The sequence below is a fragment of the Chryseomicrobium imtechense genome (genome assembly GCF_041475995.1).
Lineage (GTDB): Bacteria > Bacillota > Bacilli > Bacillales_A > Planococcaceae > Chryseomicrobium > Chryseomicrobium aureum.
This window is the reverse complement of the sequence record NZ_JBGOBM010000002.1, coordinates 186667-205895: the sequence shown is the minus strand read 5'-3', so window position 1 is coordinate 205895 and position 19229 is coordinate 186667. Positions and strand designations below refer to the sequence as shown.

Here is a 19229-nt window from a genome sequence, read left to right as displayed (position 1 = left end):
CCCCTAGCGTTTGCGGTTACGAATTTTGCGTTCTCTCTTTTTCACTTTGTCCATTTCCCATTTCATGTTGCGTTTGTATCCAGGTTTTACTTTTTTCGGTTTACGGACAAGTGCTTTTGCTTTCGCATCTATTTCATTGTCTACTTTTTGACGATTCTTACGAGCATGGCGGTCTTTCAACTCGACCCATTCATCATTTTTGATATCAACATGCTTAAATGTGATTCCCATTTTTTCAATGCGGTTTAGCGCATCCTCATCTTCTGGTTGGTACAAGATAATGGCTTGTCCTTCAAGTCCAGCACGTGCTGTACGACCAACACGGTGTATGAAGAACTCAAGGTCACTTGGAATTTCTAAGTTGATCACATGTGATACACCTGGAATATCAATCCCACGTGCTGCTAAATCTGTTGCTACAATGTACTGATACTCCAAATCATGAACACTCTGCATCATTTTTTTTCGTTCACGTGGAGAAATATCACCGTGAAGTAAGCCGACTTTGTAGCCATTTTCATTTAAATGTTGCGCTACTTTGTCTGCGTATTTCTTTGTGTTGACGAAAAGAATTGCGAGATACGGATTAATAACTTCTAACACTTCGACCAAACGGTTCTTTTTAGATTTACCGCGCACAGGTACCGCTAAAAACTCAATGCCTTCTGCTACAGGTTTTTTATCATTGATGTTGATATGTTCAGGTGACGCCATATACTTTTTCAAGAACGGTTGCAATTTCTCTGGAATGGTTGCCGAGAAAACGTACATCTTTAAATCTTCTGGCATCTTCCCTGCAAATTGATCGATATCTGTGATGAAGCCTAAATCAAAAGCAAGATCTGCTTCATCGATAACTAGAGTAGACGCCGTATGCACGTGTAAAGCACCTTCAACCATCAAGTCCTTAATTCGACCTGGTGTACCGACCACAATATGCGGTTGTGTTGTCAGTTTTGAAATTGCACGGGCTTTATCTGTACCACCGATAAATAACTTCGATTGGATATCTGAGTGCTCAATCAGTTGCTGAAGTGCCTTGTGAATTTGCGTGGCAAGTTCACGTGTTGGAGACGTAATAATAGCTTGCACTTCTTGTTTGTCCGTGTTGATTTGTTCCACGATTGGCAAAAGGAAGCTGTGCGTCTTGCCAGTCCCTGTGTGAGACTGCCCAATGGCACTTTTCCCTTTCATAATGAGTGGGATCATTTTTTGTTGAATCGGTGTTGGTTTGTCAAATTTCAAGTCATTGATGGCATCCATCAAAAATGGCTGGAAATTATAGTCGCTAAATTTGGACATAGCTGTCCCTCCTATCCGGTTACTACCTTCGTTTATTGTACCATGTCTTTAACGTCTTTCCCTATCATTCATATACTAACTATGAAAGGAGTGACCGAGTGAAGTACAAAGAATTTTATCCATTCGAATTAACTCAAGCCACAAAAAAAACAGATAACCTGATGGAATGGCTGCAAGTTGCTCATCAACTTGCCCCGCTCATTAAACAGGTTAGTCCGTTGCTTCAACAGTTCATAATGCTAGCTAGCCTGCTCCAGGGAATCTCTTCCCCGATACCGCAGGAACGAAAAAATACACACTCTCGTGATTCTACAGTATTTATGCCAAAATAGCTATACTTTGCTACGACACCATTCCTTCGTTATAATGAATGTAGTATGTGTTGTGAAAGGAGTTTCTCCATGAAAGTAAAAAAAATCTCACCCCGCGGCTATTGTTATGGTGTCGTCGATGCGATGGTCATCGCGCGAAATGCTGCACTAGATACAAGTTTGCCACGACCAATATATATCTTAGGAATGATTGTTCATAATAAACATGTGACAGATGCGTTCGAAGAAGATGGGATCATTACACTTGATGGTCCAAATCGTCTCGAGATTCTTCGTCAAGTAGAATCGGGAACAGTTATTTTCACGGCTCACGGAGTGTCCCCGCAAGTGCGTGAACTGGCAAAGCAAAAAGGCTTAGTGTCTATTGATGCGACATGCCCAGACGTAACGGTGACGCACGATTTGATTGCTGAGAAAACAGTGGAAGGGTATGACATTCTCTACATCGGGAAAAAAGGACACCCAGAACCTGAAGGCGCGATTGGGGTTGCACCTGATCACGTGCATTTGATTGAAAAGTTGGAAGACGTCGATAATCTTACATTAACAAATGAAAAACTTTTAGTAACGAACCAAACAACAATGTCTCAGTGGGACGTTGTAAAGTTAATGGATGCATTAAAAGCTAAATTTCCAACTATTGAAGTGCATAAAGAAATTTGTTTAGCTACTCAGGTTCGCCAAGAGGCTGTTGCTGAACAAGCGGGCGACACAGAATTATTAATTGTTGTTGGGGATCCAATGAGTAACAACTCAAATCGTCTAACACAAGTATCAGAAGAAATTGCAGATACGCCATCGTACCGTATTGGAGATATTTCTGAATTAAAGTTAGAATGGTTAGAGGGTGTTGAAACGGTTTCTGTTACTGCAGGTGCTTCTACCCCTACACCTATCGTAAAAGAGGTCATTCAGTTTTTAGAAAAGTATGACCCCGCAGATTCATCGACACATGATACTACGAAAAAAGTAGCAAATGATAAAATTTTACCGAAAATTAAAGTTCCAAAACCAGTAATACGTATCGAACCATACGCTAACTAATCAAAAAACAGCAGTATCCCCTTTTGAATTTATTCAAGAGAGGATACTGCTTTTCTTTTTGTCGCATAATTAAGTTTCCATAATATTATTATTTTTCTAGGTACCTGTCCCAAACACTATTCTGACATCCATGACTATTCACTAAATATGCACTTAGAAGCCGCATTCCTCCGTTATGTTCTCGATATTTATAAATTGTATTGGAATTGTTTGGGTACCAGGTACCTTTTGGGAAAAATAGCTAGTTGTCTCTTATCTGGAAATCCTTCCAACTAGACCGTAATTTCCTGTGGGCTTTGAACAATTTGATTAAGCTTACGAAGATTGCTTACAAGATCAAATTAAGAACGAAAAGGACTGGGGCCGCTTTTTAGAGCGGCCCCAGCGCGATTCTTCTTACTGTGTTCTTACGCAATCGTCTTCAGTCAAATCAAAATTTTTCGAGTCCATATTTGCAGGAAGTTGTGCCTATCATCGTCTTTGAGTCAGCTCCGCCTCTATGAAGCACTCGAATAAAGATAGGATGGCTGCAGATAAATATATACTGCCAGGCTGTGCTAACGCAAGGCCTGATAAAGAAAATAAAAAACATAGTTTAGGAAAGCGAGCATGCTCTAACTTAAAGAGAAGAAAGCCTATAATTTGATATGTATGCTGATTGCTAGTTTAATTTACATGTCAAAGCTCGGAAGCTAGGACGTTATTTCCCGGGCTATTTGAGTTTTCGCGAGACCCGGCAACGAAGATGAAAGTGCTCTTCTTTCAGCTTACGTGGGGAGGCTCGGGGAAACTCACCCAGGAAATGACGTTCTAGTTGTAGGGCTTTTCAAGTTCTAATGGCGTTCTGTATTTTTAGACTAGCTTAAACGGTTCAGTAGAAATGGTAGAAGCAATGAATTCTGGCGCTTTCTTTTCGTTTTTTAGAAGCTCCGTCATGTAATCAACAGTCCCCTGCTTCATAATTGCTTCGACATGATGTCCCGGATCCACAATCGACAAGCCGATTGTCTCCGCATCCTGCGCTGTGTGGAAATACATATCCCCCGTAACAAGTACATCCGCACCTGCACGTTTCGCATCATAAATATACTTATTGCCGTCTCCACCAATCACAGCTATTTTTGTAACTGACTTTGAAAAATCTCCCGTCACTCGAACAAACGGGACGCCGAGTTTCTGTTTGACGTAACTGGCAAATTGCTCTAGGTTCATGTCATGAACTCGCCCGATTCGGCCAAGACCATGTTCGTTTGCTTCAATGTCTAATGTATAGATATCATATGCCACCTCTTCATAGGGATGGGCATTCAACATTGCTTTTACTACACGTGCTTTTTTAGATGTTGGAAAGACGACTTCAATTTTCTCCTCATCGACAAGTTCCAACTTACCAATCTCTCCTATAAACGGGGCTGCTCCTTCCGCTGGACGAAAACGACCTTGACCTTTCATTGAATACGATACGTGTTCATAGTCTCCAATTTCTCCTGCCCCAGCGCCCGCTAACGCTTGACGCATAGCATCTGCATGAGTTTCTGGAATGAAAACAGCTAATTTCATAACCCGCTCCGAGTACGTTTCAGTCAGTATTTCGATATCTTCAAGTTCTAAAGCTTGTGCGAGCATATCGTTCACACCACCTGCTGCGATATCTAAATTGGTATGTGCAGCATAGACCGCGATGTCATGCTTGATACATTTCTCAATCATAGCGCCAACTGGTGTAGATGTATCGACAGCCTTTAGCTTTCGAAAGATCGGAGGATGGTGCGCAATGATTAACTCGCAGTGATTGTCAATTGCTTCTTGAATGACTGCAGGTGTGACATCAAGAGTAACCAAAACACGAGAAATCTCTTTGTTTAACGTTCCAATATGCAAACCAATGGGATCTCCCTCCATGGCGAGGGTTGGTTTTGCCCATCTTTCGAATAATTCAATGACTCTGTGTCCATTCATTGAAGTGCCTCCTCTACGAGTTTGATCTTCCATTCAAGCTCTTGTCGTTTTTCAGCTAGTTCCGGACGGTCTGAATCAGGGAGATTTTGCAAGATCCGTTTCCACTCTGTAGATTCTCTAGTCCATTTTTTCGTGAAAGTTGCAGATTTTTCGTGCATCAATAGTGGACCTAGCAAACGTTCTTGATCCGTCAAATTCATAGTCCCTTTTTCAAGTACCAGTAGTTCATAAATTTTTTGATTCTCTTCTAAAATCTCTTCGTGAATGAGTTTCCACCCGTTTTGTTCTGCCCACTCGCGTATAGCAAGTGCATGAACATTCGGCTGTAAGATTAAGCGTTCAGCTAGATTCGCTTTAATTTTCCCACGCTCTACTATTTTGGCAATGAGTGGACCGCCCATGCCAGCAATTGAAATCGTTGAGATATGGTCTTCTGCACGAATGACATCTAACCCATCTCCCATCCGGACTTCAATTATGTCTGTAAGACCTTCTGTTCTCACTTGACGTTCTGCGGATTGAAATGGCCCTTTGACGACTTCTCCAGCAATCGCAAATTCAATTCGTTGCTGCTTGGCTAAATAACATGGTAGATATGCATGGTCACTACCAATGTCTGCAAGACGTGCATTCTTAGGTACATGCTCTCCTACTCGTTTCAAACGTTCTGATAATTGTTCACTGTTCATATTTAACACCTCATATGTAGTATACCGATTTCAACAAAGAGAAGAAAGCAAAGAAAAAAGCCCCACTCTATATAGAGTGAGACCTTCTAGCTTACTATTCTAACGATTTAACCCATGCAGCCATCTCTTCGATGTTTTCAGCAGGAACTAATCCGCCTGGCATTGCACCTTTACCATTAGCAAGGATGTCAGCGATTTCTTCTTCAGATAAAGCTGATCCTTTAATACCTGGGAATGCGCCTTGGCCTTCATAGCTGCTTCCGTGACAGCTGATACATTTTTGCTGAGCTAGAACTTCAGGGTCGAATTCACCTGCAGATGCTTCTTCGCCACCTTCAGTTGACTCTGTACCCTCTTCGCCAGATTCAGCTATTTCTGCTTGGTTTCCAACACCCTGAACAGAAAGGAAGAAAATAAGTCCGATCCCGAAAAGCATGATTAAAATGTACGGAACGATTGGATTCTTTGTCATCAATAACCCTCCCTCTTGGTCACACTATCACTAATAACATTAGTCAACATCATTATTGTACTCCATTCACGAAAAAACGAAAAGAGAAATAAGGCAAGTTTTGTTGCATTGTGACAAATTCGACAAATCTATCAGCACCCGATATGACGCGCAATGACCATTCGTTGAACCTCTGAAGTTCCTTCACCGATTTCAAGTAATTTCGCGTCACGCATGAATCGCTCGACCTCATATTCTTTCATATAGCCATAACCACCATGGATTTGAATAGCCTCATCTGCAACTTCCATCGCAATCTCAGAAGCATATAGTTTACACATCGCCGCCTCTTTTCCGAATGGTCGTCCTTGATCTTTTAACCAAGCTGCTTTATAGACCATTGTGCGTGCAAGTTCAATTTTCATCGCCATATCTGCTAATTTGAACTGTGTGATTTGGAATTCAGATAGAGACTTGCCAAATTGTTTACGCTCTTTTGAATAACGAAGCGCTTTATCAAATGCCGCTTGTGCAATCCCAACAGCCATTGCTCCGATTCCGATACGACCGCCGTCGAGTGTTGTTAGGAACTGGCGGAAGCCGTTTCCTTGAACACCCAATAGGTTTTCTTTTGGAACACGGACGTTTTCAAATACTAGTTCAGTTGTATTGGAAGCGTTGAGTCCCATTTTCTCGTAGTTATCGATGATTGTGAAGCCTTCAGCGTCAGTTGGCACTATGATAGCAGAAATCTCTTTACGGCCGTCATGCGTCCCTGTAATGGCTGTGATAGCCAAGTGTTTGGCGTGACTAGCATTCGTAATGTATACTTTGCTTCCATTAATTACCCATTCGTCTCCTTCAAGTTTTGCAGTGGTTTGTGTACCACCCGCATCTGATCCAGCATTTGGTTCTGTTAAACCAAATGCACCGAATGATTCTCCAGAACAAATAGGTGCAAGATAGTTTTGTTTTTGTTCTTCTGTTCCAAATAGATGAAGTGGCGCACCACCTAATGAAATATGCGCGGAGTATGTAATTCCTGTAGAAGCACATGCTCGGCTCAGTTCTTCTGTAACGATTGCAAAGCTGATTGTATCTGCACCAGCACCACCGTATTCTTCGTCGAAAGGTAAGCCCATCATCCCCATGTCGCTTAATTCTTTGAAGATTTCAGTAGGAAATTGTTTCGTTTTATCGCGTTCGATTGCACCCGGTGCGACTTTTTCATTGGCAAAGTCTCGCATCATGTTTTTTAGCATTTGGTGTTCTTGTGTAAGATCAAAATTCATGTTGACATCCCCTTTTTTCTCCCTTAGTAAACGCTTACATGTTTGATTATACAGAACTTTTTGAGGAATTGGCATAAAAATGAATGTGTTTTAATTCACATGTACTTCTAGATGTGGAGCCGACTGTTCAGAAAGATGTACTCAATCTCTGGCGTTACGGTAGTGAGTTCCAGGGGGAGCATACCGGAGCCTCCTCTTGGCATACGAGAAGCTGGCACTTCTCGCCTCCACTGTAATTAGATGTGGAGCCGACTGTTCAGAAATTGTGCAAGATGACAGCGGAGCCCGTGAAGCGCTCTTTGCTTCATGGGATGCGATGGCTTCTTGCGGGATTTCTAGGAGGTGCAACTCGATTCCATTTAGATTAATAGAACGTCACCCCAGGAACTCACTACCTCCACTTGTCGATTGGAGCTGAAGAGTTGACAGTCAGCACTAAAAAGAACTCCCAATAAATAAAGGGTATTCGGATTTCATGGTGGAAAAGGGCTTATAAATCACCCTTCTCCAAATTCTTAATAAGTGTGGAAAAATCGACACCAAAGTTGTCTGTAATGTCGTGATCATTCACTTCATACCAATTGAAAGTATCGTATAACATAGCTTTATTGAAAGCACTTGAATTAAATCGTGGCTTACGCTTTTTATGGAGCTTCTCATTGAAAAGGATTTTGGCTCGTAAGGCATCAAACGAGTAACCTCTACCCATTCGCTCTACCTGCCTAATAATGCTGTTAATTGACTCCGTATAAGCGTTAGTGAGCCTTTTATCAAAGTAGTTGAATATTTCGACATGCCAGTTGTCTACGGCTCTCACAAGGTCTTTATATGCGTCTTTAGAGTTACTGGACATACAACGGTGTCTCCATTGACTATAACGAAGACGACCTTCATCTGGATCAGGAGTATCCCATATCCAGTAAAACTCTTCTTTGAGTTCATAGGCTTCTTTTAAAGCAGGAAGATTACCTAACCAAGTATCTAAGAGGAATGATTCACGTTCATTTAGATCGTGTTTACGCTTTAGAAGGATAAACCTTTCACGCATAAGGGTACGTCTTTCTTTTTGGCTCATATGGGCTTTCAAAGACTTTCTGACGTTATCTAAGGCTTGATTAGCCATTCTAACTACATGAAACTTATCTACGACAACTTTAGCGTGTGGAAGGATAGTGTTCACTGCGTCTTTGTAAGGCTTCCACATATCCATTGTGACGTACTCAATATAAGTCCTGTCACTGATTTCTGAAAGACGTTGGATGACTGTTTCCTTGTTACGGTTTGGCTTGATGTCATAAATAGTCCTGCGTTCAATATTAGTCAATACAAGCCGAGGTCTACGGATAATATGTATCTCGTCTATCCCAAGCCACTTAGGAGTTTCAAACTGGTATTCACGTTCTTTGAGTGCCACATAGTCCTTAAAAACGTTCCTAATAGTTTTCTCGTCAACACCAACGCTTTCTGCGACTTCTACAAAGGTCTTAGACATGGATTGCTCTTGAATGGACTTTAAAAGCCTTTTGGTCATACTACGCTTTTCATCTACAGATATTAGGCGTTCCCAGAAGGTGGATCCGCATTCACGACACTTGTATCGTCTACGGTTCAATTGTAAGCCCACTCGCTTTAAACGAATGGGCAAATCCATAATTAGTTGATTTCTTGAACTGTGTTTGTACAACTTGTCAAAACCACATTCAGGACAACGTTCAGGTGGTCCGACTGCTTCAACTTTAAACATCATATCGGTTTCATTTTCTTGTGGTGGTTCTATTGTTTTAATGTCTGGTAGGGATAATAAGTCTGACATATTGTTCATCCTTTATTACTCTGCGGTGTTAAGGTATCAATTATAGATTTGATGTCGAAATCATCAGTGTTAAATTATTTTTGTGACCACAAATGCACTTAGAAAATCCCTTAAAGCATTTATATAATGGGTGATCGCAAAATAGTGTATGAAATCTTTTGTAGACTTTGCTAAACTACTGCACACCTTTAGTACAGTATTAGCTGGTTCACTTGAATAGGGAGTTGTAAAAAAAAGTTCCCTTAGCCTGCACAACAAGATAATTTCGAAACATCTTTATCGAACGTAAGTGCAGCTAATTTTAGCCCTTCAGCCATTGTTAAATATGGTGCTAGGGTTTCTGTTAAATCTTCTATCGTTAAGCCAAATTTAACAGCTAATGATGCTGCATAGATGACATCTCCTGCATTCTCAGATACAATATGAACCCCTAATACTTTTAGTGTTTCTGCATCTGCTACTAGTTTAAATACACCGGTTGTTTCACGGTTTACAATTGCTCTTGGAACAGCATCTAAAGGTAATACAGATGTCTTCACATCATACCCTTTCTCTTTTGCTTGTTCTTCTGTTAAACCAACCGTTGCAACCGTCGGATTCGTAAACGTAACAGCAGGAACTACCGATAAATCTATTTTTTTGTTTAATCCACCGATAGCATTATCAGTAATAATTCCACCTTCATAGGCTGCTACATATACAAATTGCGGTCCTAACGTCACATCTCCTGCTGCATAAATCTTTTCATTACTTGTTTGACCAAAATCATTGATCAGGATTTCATTATTTTTTCCAGTTTCAACACCTGCTGCACTTAAATTTAAAGAATCCGTATTTGGTTTTCTTCCAGTGGCAACAAGTAACTGATCTGATTCAATGACTTCTTTACTGCCATTTACTGTTATGTAAACCTTTTTTATCTCTCCACTTTGTTCAACACGCTCAAAAGTTGCCCCTTTGACAAGGTTTATACCCTGTTCAATTAACGCTTTTTCAACTGACTCTGAAATCTCAGGATCATACTCCTTTAAAAGTCGCTCACTTCTTTGCATAAGCGTTATTTCTGAACCTAAATGATGAAATAGTTGTCCAAGCTCCATTCCAATGTATCCTGAGCCAATTACAGTTAATCGTTTTGGTATTTTCTTTAACTCAAGAAGTGTTGTACTAGTTAAATAGTCCATTTTTTCAAGTCCTGAAATTTGGGGCAACGAAGGCGATGCACCTGTTGCAATTAAAAAGCGTTTTGCAGATAACTTTGCCCCATTGACCTCAACCGTACTAGCATCAACGAATTTTGCTTCACCTTTAATTAAATCAAAATTATATTCATCAATTAAATCCATATATTTTTGATTCCGAAGTTCGCTCACCAATTTATCCTTTTGCGTGATTAAACTAGCTAAATCCACTTCTCCAGCGGATGTTTGTAAACCTTTAAACGGATTGTCTTTTGATAAATGATTGATTTCCCCTGCCCTAAGAAGAGTTTTTGACGGAACACAGCCAATATTCACACAGGTTCCCCCAACCGTTCCACGCTCAATCATTCCAACTTTTGCACCGTATTCTATAGCTTTAATTGCCGAAGAAAAGGCAGCAGCACCAGAACCAATAATAAGAAGGTCATAATCGTCTTCATTAATTAACGCCACGTTTTCTAGTGATGATACTTCTTCAATTTCTCCGGCTTGGTAATTTGCTTCATCAATCGCCTTTATTGCACTTTCAACCTCAATATCATCGGGCAGTTCAAATACTGCTTCACCACGACGAAAATTAGACTCAATATTTTTAGCACCTATCTTTTCAAGTGCTGATTCTACGTGTTTTTCACAACCCGTACAAGTCATTCCTTGAATATTTACCTTAAATTTATTCATAAAAAAGCCCCTTTCGTTAATGTCTCATGTTAATGTTTCTATTATTGGACACGAATGTAATTGCTTTTCATCTGGACATCGTTGTTTTAAGTCGTCTAACATAGTTTCAATTCGTTTTAAATCCTCTATTTGTTTTTGCACTTCCTTTTGTTTTTTAGAAACAAATTCGAACATGTCTTGACAACGAACTTCATCTTTATCTACAACACCAAGTAATTTATAAATCTCGCTTAAAGAAAAACCAAGTTCCTGTATTCGTTTAATAAACCCAACACGCTTAACGTCATCATATGTATATATCCGATAACTAGCTTCCGTTCGGTGAGGTTCTTGTAATAAATTTTTTCTCTCGTAATATCTAATCGTTTCTTTATTAACTCCACATTTATCTGCAAACTCACTAATGCGATAAATCATCTTATTTCACCCCATGAATATTATAAACCGTGTACCATAGTACGCGGTCAAGTAAATTGGACTATTTTATTTTTCCCCAACGTATCACTCGTATGTGATTGATACTTTTATATAATACTATTGATTGTCCTAACATCCCACCAGAAAATCCGATTTAAACACCAGTTGTTTTTAAACTATTAAGAAAGTAATTCCACTATATATTCCGAAGACCCGAAATAAAACACATGTGCTTTTAGATGTGGAGAACGCCACTCAAGAAACTCGATTACTTTAGATGTGGAGCCGACTGTTCAGAAAGATGTACTCAATCTCTGGCGTTACGGTAGTGAGTCCCAGGGGGGAGCATACCGGAGCCTCCTCTTGGCATACGAGAAGCTTGCACTTCTCGCCTCCACTGTAATTAGATGTGGAGCCGACTGTTCAGAAATTGTGCAAGATGACAGCGGAGCCCGTGAAGCGCTCTTTGCTTCATGGGATGCGATGGCTTCTTGCGGGATTTCTAGGAGGTGCAACTCGATTCCATTTAGATTAATAGAACGTCACCCCAGGAACTCACTACCTCCACTTGTCGATTGGAGCTGAAGAGTTGACAGTCAGCACTCAAAAGAACTCCCAATAAATAATTAAAGAAATCGAATACAGTGTGCTTTCCATCGAATTACAAGGCTTATCTATATTTGCTGTAAAATCCCGGAAGTCAGGACGTCATTTCCCGGGCCATCTGAGTTTTCCCGAGACCCGGCAACGAAACTGAAAGTGGCCTTCTTTCAGTTTACGTGGGGAGGCTCGGGAAAACTCACCCAGGAAATGGCGTTCTGAGTGTAGGGATTTTCTAGGAAAAAATCGCCAAAAAACCCCTCAACACGGAAGTTGAGGGGCAAGATATTAATCTAAGAAATCTTTTAAACGTTTGCTGCGAGACGGATGACGTAGCTTGCGAAGAGCTTTTGCTTCAATCTGACGAATACGCTCACGCGTAACACCAAATACCTTGCCGACTTCTTCAAGTGTACGTGTACGCCCATCATCTAAACCAAAACGTAATCGTAAGACATTCTCTTCTCGATCTGTTAACGTATCCAGAACATCTTCTAACTGTTCTTTTAACAACTCATAAGCTGCATGGTCTGACGGAGATTGCGCATCTGCATCTTCAATGAAATCCCCAAGGTGGGAATCATCTTCCTCACCGATTGGTGTTTCTAATGAAACAGGCTCTTGAGCAATCTTTAAAATTTCACGCACTTTTTCTGCAGGAAGGTCCATCTCTTCTCCAATTTCTTCTGGAGATGGCTCACGGCCTAAGTCTTGCAGAAGTTGACGCTGCACACGAATCAGTTTGTTGATTGTTTCAACCATGTGAACCGGAATACGGATTGTACGAGCTTGGTCAGCGATTGCGCGAGTAATGGCTTGACGAATCCACCATGTTGCATACGTACTGAACTTAAATCCTTTGCGGTGATCAAACTTTTCTACTGCTTTTATTAATCCCATGTTTCCTTCTTGAATTAGATCAAGGAACAACATCCCACGACCAACGTAGCGTTTTGCAATACTAACTACAAGACGTAAGTTCGCTTCTGCAAGACGTTTGCGTGCTTCTTCGTCACCTAATTCGATTCGTTCTGCTAATTCAATTTCTTGCTTAGCATTTAGAAGTTCGACACGGCCAATTTCTTTTAAATACATACGAACTGGGTCATTAATTTTCACACCAGGAGGAACGCTCAGATCATTTAGATCGAAGGTTTCCGTCGTTTTTTTATTCATTAGCTGATCGAGTTCTTCTTCATCCCCATCTTTTCGGCCAAGCTCAATTCCTTTGCCTTCTAGTTGATCAATGAATTCTTCAATCTGGTCTGACTCGAGTTCAAATGTAGCTAATTTCTCAGCGATGTCCCCGTATGTCAATTCCCCATTTTTCTTACCTAACTCAATCAGTTGCTTTTTTGCTTCATCTAATGACAATTCCAAATCCTCTTTCACCTGATCTGATTTTTCTGCCATAAGAATTCCTCCTTTACGTGCCTAAATGACATCAGATTTTATGAAGTGTGCGCTTGAGTTCGATCGCTTGTTTTGCAAGATCGAGCGCTTTTGTATAATCTGATAATTTTTCAGCTACTTTTGATTCGTGCATTAAGTGCTCAATACGTTTCTCTACCCGATATTTGCGTAGTTGACGCATACTATCTTCAATTTCCTTTTTGCTACTTTCTGGATCTTTCTCTAGCATAGTGGCAAACATATACACTCGTTTCAACTCTGCATTTTCCGTCACTTCAAGCAATCTTTGAAAATCGCCTTGTGGGTAATTTTCATAGAACGCTAACAGATGAATAAATGCCTCTACGAGTTCATCGTGTACAAACACTTCCATATCTTCTTCTATTCCAAGTGACCTTAGCGCAGTCGGGTCATCTAAAAGATGGGCAAGAAGTAGATATTCGGCTCGACTTGTGGCATCGAGTTTTTGTGTTTTTCTTTCTGATATAACCACTTGAGGCGCTTCTCGTGGTGTTTGTTCGGAACGCGCACGTTTTGCGAGCAATTTTCGAAGTTGTTGTTCAATGACGGATTGGTCAATTCCAACTTCGTTCGCTAATTGCTTTGTATAATACGATTGTTCAATGGGTGATGAAAACTTGGCAAGAGCTTCTAACACATTTTCTGTGTAGCGAAGTACATCCGTATCATTTTGAAAGTTGAGTCCTTTTCTGAAATAAAGCATTGTAAATGCCATTTCTGATAGACCCTTTTCTTCAACGATTTTAGTGAGTGCATCCTTGCCATTTGTTCGAACAAAATCATCGGGATCTTTTTGATCAGGTAAAACGATTGCGGTGCGCTGGACTTGTTTAGCTTCCGTAGCCGCAAATGCTTTTCTTGTCGCTTCAAACCCCGCTTTATCACCGTCAAAACAAAAGACGAAATTTGTCGACAAACGTTTCAAACGTGTGATGTGATTTTGAGTGAGTGCTGTTCCCATTGTTCCGACAACATGATCGATACCCGATCGTGTGAATGCGATGACATCAAGAAACCCCTCCGCTAAGATGACTTGTTTCTTAAGTCGAATCGACATTCGGGCATTGTGCAAATTGTAAAGCACATCATTTTTTTGGAACAGCTCACTTTCTGGACTATTTAAATACTTGGCTTCATCAGCATCCGAATTCAAAATACGTCCAGAAAACGCAATGACTTGACCTTTTTCATCCATAATAGGAAACATAATACGTCCACGGAAACGATCAAAGTACCGCTCGTTCTGCTCTTGACGAACGACGAGTCCACAAGCCTCCATATCAGCAAGATCATAGTCTCTTTGTTTAAGCAGTGATGAAAGATTGTCCCACCCTGGCAAACTCCAACCGATTTGAAACTTCTTGATGGTCTCTTCATCGATTCCACGCTCATGTAAATAGGCTAAAGCTTGTTCACCTTCCACCGTATTAAGTAAAAGGTGATGATAATAAGATGCAGCGAATGTGTGGGCTGCTTTCCACTTCTCATGAGCAGAGTTTTTAACAGGTTCTCGAGCAGTTCCACTGTCCTCAATTTGAACATCGATTCCGACACGTTCAGCTAAGCGATTAATCGTTTGTTGAAAGCTCAATCCCTCGATATCCATTAAGAAGGTGATGACATTTCCACCCGCACCACACCCAAAACAATGAAAAATTTGTTTTTCTTGTGCTACAGAAAAAGAAGGTGTTTGTTCACCATGAAATGGGCACAGTCCGAAATAGTTTCGTCCACGTTTTGTCAATTGAACATATTCCCCAACAACATCCACAATATCGACGGATGACCGGACTTGTTCAATCACTTCATCATCCACATGCTTAGCCATTTTGGTTCACCTACTCTTTGCTTACTCTATCGTTATTCTACAAGTGATAACGAAAATCCTTCAAAAATCGACATTAATTCTTTAAAACTAGTTAAATTCTAATCACAAAGAATTATTATAAACTAAATCGGGGTCAATCGCTATGGAATAATTTGATTTTGAAACGTATACCGTGACAAAATCCGGACGATGGTCGCCCGGATTTTTTTAAGTACGTGTGCAATTTTTTAGTGAATCTTGTCTTTTGGATATGATAATGTTTGCCGTTTCTTCGACTGCGCGATTCGTAACATCAATAACTTCACACTGAATTTTAGAAACGACTGAGTGGAAGTGGTCAAGCTCTTCTTGTATTCTCTCTATTTTAGCGTAGTTTGCCTCGTCACTCAAGCCAATTGCCTTGAGCCGCTCCCGCCTAATAGAATTCAATTTTTCAGGATTGATTACTAAGCCAAAACATTTTGCCGGGTCGATCTCATAGAGTTCTTCTGGCGGCTCCACTTCTGGAACCAAGGGTACATTCGCAACTTTCCATCGTTTGTTCGCCAAATATTGCGATAGAGGCGTCTTGGATGTGCGAGAAACCCCTACTAAGACGATATCAGCTTGCAAAAGACCTCTTGGATCTCGTCCATCATCATATTTGACAGCAAACTCTACCGCTTCGATTTTTGCGAAGTAATCTTCATCTAAGCGGCGAACAAGACCTGGTTCTTGCATCGCTTGTGAACCGATGACTTTTTCAAACTTTGTGATAACAGGTCCCATCAGATCAATTGCTTCGACACCTGACTGCTCAGATAGGGATGCCACTTGATCTTTCATGTCGTCCCGCACGAGTGTGTAGATGATAATTGCACGATGTGACTTTGCAAGCGTCACTATTTCTTGAATATGCTCAAGAGAATCAATATGGGTAAAGCGTTTAATTTTTGCTTTATGATACACTTCTTCGAATTGGCTGAGCGCTGCTTTCGCTACGAGCTCTCCAGTTTCTCCGATTGAATCTGAAATAATAAAAATGTGCATGCAGCCACTCTCCTTAAATGTCGTGTTCATCTGCAAGCGCTAAAAATGCGCGAGTGATTGTCGTCTTCGTTACACGGCCCACAACTTCAAACCCATCTTCTTGTTTTCTGACGACCGGCAATGCATCGATTTGTCGATCCATTAAGAGTTGAGCGGCACTTAACAGCGGATCCTCTTTTTGGCAGACCGTTATATTTGGCATCCGCGTCATCATCATATGCACCGGCATCTTCGTCAGGTCTTGGTTCCCTATAGATATGCGGAGCAAGTCTTTGCGCGACACTACACCTGTTAAAATTGCCGCTTTGTTCACAACGAACATCGAGCCAACATCCTCTAAGAAGAGCTGACAAATTGCGTCGTAAACGGAGATATGTTCTTGTATGACAACCGGGACAGATTGAAAATCTTTGACCTTCCACTTGGTCATCGTTTCAGAAATTGCCTGTCCAGATTTTTTTCCAGAATAAAAATAACCGACACGAGGTCGTGCATCAAGATAGCCTGCCATTGTCAGTATGGCTAAATCCGGGCGAAGTGTCGAGCGCGTTAGACTAAGTCGGTCCGCAATCTGTTCACCTGTGATCGGTCCATTCTCTTTAACAATATCGAGGATCTCTACTTGTCGTTTATTGAGTTCGATTGTTTCCACCGCCTCAAAGTTCATCAAAATTTCAGTCTAATTATAGCGCACATAAGGAGTGATTGCGAAGTAAACTTGCTCATGCTATACTAATTTTATTCAAATAGAGACGTTGAGTGGACAATAAGTAGTACCGCCTAAAGCGAGCAGGAAATAGTGAAAGCCTGCATGGTATGAAACGGCATCCAGGAGTCTTATCCGGACAAAGAGGACTGACTAGTTTCAGTCAATCGAGGTGGAACCGCGGGTTTAACGACTCGTCCTCGGGCAATAGGCCCGTGGGCGGGTCGTTTTTCTTTGTCCAATACTTAAGGAGGAATAGCGATGAACATGGAGACGATTGTAAGCATTGCCAAGCAACGTGGATTTGTCTTTCCTGGCTCTGAAATCTATGGTGGTTTAGCGAACACATGGGATTACGGCCCACTAGGAATCGAACTGAAAAACAATATTAAAAAAGCATGGTGGAAAAAGTTTATTCAAGAATCGCCAACGAATGTCGGAATTGACGCAGCGATTTTAATGAACCCAAAAACGTGGGTGGCTTCTGGACATATCGGAAACTTTAATGATCCGATGATTGATTGTAAAGCCTGTAAATCACGTCATCGTGCAGACAAGATCATTGAAGACGCACTTGACGCAAAAGGAATCGAAATGGTTGTCGACGGTCTATCCTTTGATGACATGAAGAAATTAATCGATGAGCACAACATTGTCTGCCCGACTTGTGGGAAGTTCGACTACACAGATATTCGTCAGTTCAACTTGATGTTCAAGACATTCCAAGGTGTTACGGAAAGCTCTACGAACGAAATTTTCTTACGTCCTGAAACGGCACAAGGTATTTTCGTCAATTTCAAAAATGTACAGCGCTCTATGCGTAAAAAAGTGCCGTTTGGGATTGGTCAAATCGGAAAAAGTTTCCGCAATGAAATTACACCGGGTAACTTTACATTCCGTACACGTGAATTCGAACAAATGGAGCTTGAATTCTTCTGCAAACCAGGGGAAGACCTAGAGTGGTACGCATTCTGGCGTGACTTCTGTAAAGATTGGTTACTAAACCTAGGGATGAAAGAAGATACGATTCGTTTGCGTGAGCACGATCAAGATGAGTTGTCGCATTACTCAAATGCAACAGTCGATATCGAATACAAATTCCCATTTGGATGGGGCGAGCTTTGGGGAATTGCAGACCGTACAGACTTCGATTTGAAGCAACATATGGAACACTCAAACGAAGACTTCACATACATTGATCCTTTAACAAACGAACGTTACGTCCCTTATGTGATCGAGCCTTCTCTTGGTGCAGACCGCGTAACACTTGCTTTCTTGATCAATGCGTATGAAGAAGAACAATTAGAAGGTGACGACACACGAAATGTGATGCGCTTCCACCCAGCTCTTGCTCCGTTCAAAGCAGCAATTCTTCCACTTTCGAAGAAATTGAGCGAACCTGCAGGTGAATTATTTGCTGAACTTAGCAAACATTTCATGGTGGACTACGATGAGTCGCAATCCATTGGGAAACGCTACCGTCGCCAGGATGAAATTGGCACACCGTTCTGTATCACGTATGACTTTGATTCACAAGAAGATGGACAAGTGACAGTGCGTCACCGTGATTCAATGGAACAAACACGTATGAAAGTCGCAGACGTGAAAGCGTACATTGAAAAACACTTAGAATTTTAATAGATAAAGGACGTCCCTAGTCTTCAGGGACGTCCTTTTTTTCGTCTGCAAACAGCAAAGGATTGCGTTCGATTTGCGTTAAAAATTTCCGTGACTTCAAATGGATGCCCACTTGTTCCTCGTAAATTGTTGAAACAATCTTTCGCATGAATTGCTTCGTTTCTTTTTTCAGTTGAATGGAGTTCACTTCTTCGAGTGACGTGAACATAAATGTTCGAATCAAGCGAACTTGCACAGGTGTCAATCGAATGATGTAAGGGTCTATGTGAAAACATCTATGGCACAAAAATCCGATCTGTTGAAAAGAAAATGCAAACTCCCCTTCTTTTGACCCGCAATTTGCACAACCATCTAAGAAGGGTCGAATTCCAGCGACCGGTAACATCTTCCATTCCACGAACAATAAAATAGCTTCTGGATCTTGTTCTTCTTCAATGGCTTGCATTGCTTGATGAAGAAGCTGATAAATGCCACTCGAGGCTACATCTTGTTCTGTCAGTTTATCAACAAGCTCTGTTATAACACTCGCATACGCTGTCTTTAAAAAATCCTCACGGATATGACGCATCGACTGAATAATTTCTGCTTGTTGCAGGGTCCCCATTCCTTTTCCCTGTTGAAGTAAAAAGTGACCATGTGTAAAGGGCTGCGTGACAGCAGAAAATCGACTTGCCGGCTTTTTAGCTCCACGCGCCATGGCTGTTCGCTTCCCAAGTTCTTCGGTGAGAATAGTTATAATTTTATTGTTCTCTCCGTAAGGAATCGCTCGTAGCACATATCCCTCTACTTTTGTCAGCATGGTGAGGCCTCCC

16 protein-coding genes are annotated in these 19229 nt (G+C 41.1%); 3 read left to right on the top strand and 13 right to left on the bottom strand.

Going from position 1 to position 19229, the window contains the following annotated elements:
• Positions 1–3: 3 nt before the first annotated feature.
• The gene (locus AB5N96_RS02655) at positions 4–1302 is read right to left on the bottom strand and encodes a DEAD/DEAH box helicase (RefSeq protein WP_392453899.1); all 1299 of its coding nucleotides are present in this window, start codon (positions 1300–1302) and stop codon (positions 4–6) included.
• Positions 1303–1400: 98 nt separating this feature from the next.
• On the opposite strand from AB5N96_RS02655, the gene AB5N96_RS02650 reads away from it, so the two are divergent.
• The gene (locus AB5N96_RS02650; protein ID WP_499704584.1) at positions 1401–1634 is read left to right on the top strand and encodes a hypothetical protein; all 234 of its coding nucleotides are present in this window, start codon (positions 1401–1403) and stop codon (positions 1632–1634) included.
• A 69-nt stretch (positions 1635–1703) separates the two neighbouring features.
• On the top strand, positions 1704–2678 hold the full coding sequence (locus AB5N96_RS02645; protein WP_499704583.1) for a 4-hydroxy-3-methylbut-2-enyl diphosphate reductase: 975 nt from the start codon (positions 1704–1706) through the stop codon (positions 2676–2678).
• A gap of 852 nt (positions 2679–3530) precedes the next feature.
• Here AB5N96_RS02645 and AB5N96_RS02640 read toward each other — a convergent pair.
• The 11 genes from AB5N96_RS02640 to ccpN form a co-directional block, all read right to left on the bottom strand.
• On the bottom strand, positions 3531–4637 hold the full coding sequence (locus tag AB5N96_RS02640; protein ID WP_499704582.1) for a Nif3-like dinuclear metal center hexameric protein: 1107 nt from the start codon (positions 4635–4637) through the stop codon (positions 3531–3533).
• A complete protein-coding gene (locus AB5N96_RS02635; RefSeq protein ID WP_392453902.1) occupies positions 4634–5326 on the bottom strand; it encodes a tRNA (adenine(22)-N(1))-methyltransferase in 693 nt (230 codons plus the stop codon). Before AB5N96_RS02635 ends, AB5N96_RS02640 begins: the two co-directional genes overlap by 4 nt.
• Positions 5327–5420: 94 nt before the next feature.
• Complete coding sequence (gene cccA, locus AB5N96_RS02630; protein WP_499704581.1) at positions 5421–5798, bottom strand: cytochrome c550; 378 nt, start codon at positions 5796–5798, stop codon at positions 5421–5423.
• Positions 5799–5929: 131 nt separating this feature from the next.
• Positions 5930–7069 carry an acyl-CoA dehydrogenase gene (locus AB5N96_RS02625; protein ID WP_204591882.1) on the bottom strand — a complete coding sequence of 380 codons (1140 nt, stop codon included), beginning with the start codon at positions 7067–7069 and terminating at the stop codon, positions 5930–5932.
• Positions 7070–7559: 490 nt separating this feature from the next.
• A complete protein-coding gene (locus AB5N96_RS02620) occupies positions 7560–8882 on the bottom strand; it encodes an ISL3 family transposase (protein WP_285615401.1) in 1323 nt (440 codons plus the stop codon).
• Positions 8883–9124: 242 nt separating this feature from the next.
• A complete protein-coding gene (merA, locus tag AB5N96_RS02615; protein WP_013859289.1) occupies positions 9125–10765 on the bottom strand; it encodes a mercury(II) reductase in 1641 nt (546 codons plus the stop codon).
• Between the two features lie 24 nt (positions 10766–10789).
• Positions 10790–11182 carry a mercury resistance transcriptional regulator MerR gene (gene merR, locus AB5N96_RS02610; protein ID WP_499704580.1) on the bottom strand — a complete coding sequence of 131 codons (393 nt, stop codon included), beginning with the start codon at positions 11180–11182 and terminating at the stop codon, positions 10790–10792.
• 888 nt (positions 11183–12070) lie between these two features.
• Positions 12071–13195: an RNA polymerase sigma factor RpoD gene (rpoD, locus tag AB5N96_RS02605; protein WP_204591880.1), complete on the bottom strand. Its 1125-nt coding sequence runs from the start codon at positions 13193–13195 to the stop codon at positions 12071–12073.
• A 31-nt stretch (positions 13196–13226) separates the two neighbouring features.
• A complete protein-coding gene (gene dnaG, locus AB5N96_RS02600) occupies positions 13227–15044 on the bottom strand; it encodes a DNA primase (protein WP_499704579.1) in 1818 nt (605 codons plus the stop codon).
• Positions 15045–15251: 207 nt separating this feature from the next.
• On the bottom strand, positions 15252–16073 hold the full coding sequence (locus AB5N96_RS02595) for a pyruvate, water dikinase regulatory protein (RefSeq protein ID WP_204591876.1): 822 nt from the start codon (positions 16071–16073) through the stop codon (positions 15252–15254).
• Between the two features lie 13 nt (positions 16074–16086).
• Positions 16087–16740, bottom strand: coding sequence for a transcriptional regulator CcpN (ccpN, locus tag AB5N96_RS02590; RefSeq protein ID WP_239584990.1), 654 nt, complete (start codon positions 16738–16740; stop codon positions 16087–16089).
• A gap of 306 nt (positions 16741–17046) precedes the next feature.
• Here ccpN and AB5N96_RS02585 point away from each other — a divergent pair, with 306 nt between their 5' ends.
• Positions 17047–18417 carry a glycine--tRNA ligase gene (locus AB5N96_RS02585; RefSeq protein ID WP_499704617.1) on the top strand — a complete coding sequence of 457 codons (1371 nt, stop codon included), beginning with the start codon at positions 17047–17049 and terminating at the stop codon, positions 18415–18417.
• 16 nt (positions 18418–18433) lie between these two features.
• Here AB5N96_RS02585 and recO read toward each other — a convergent pair whose 3' ends face one another.
• Entirely contained in the window at positions 18434–19216 is a 783-nt protein-coding gene (gene recO / locus AB5N96_RS02580; RefSeq protein WP_204591872.1) for a DNA repair protein RecO, read from the bottom strand.
• Positions 19217–19229: the final 13 nt, after the last annotated feature.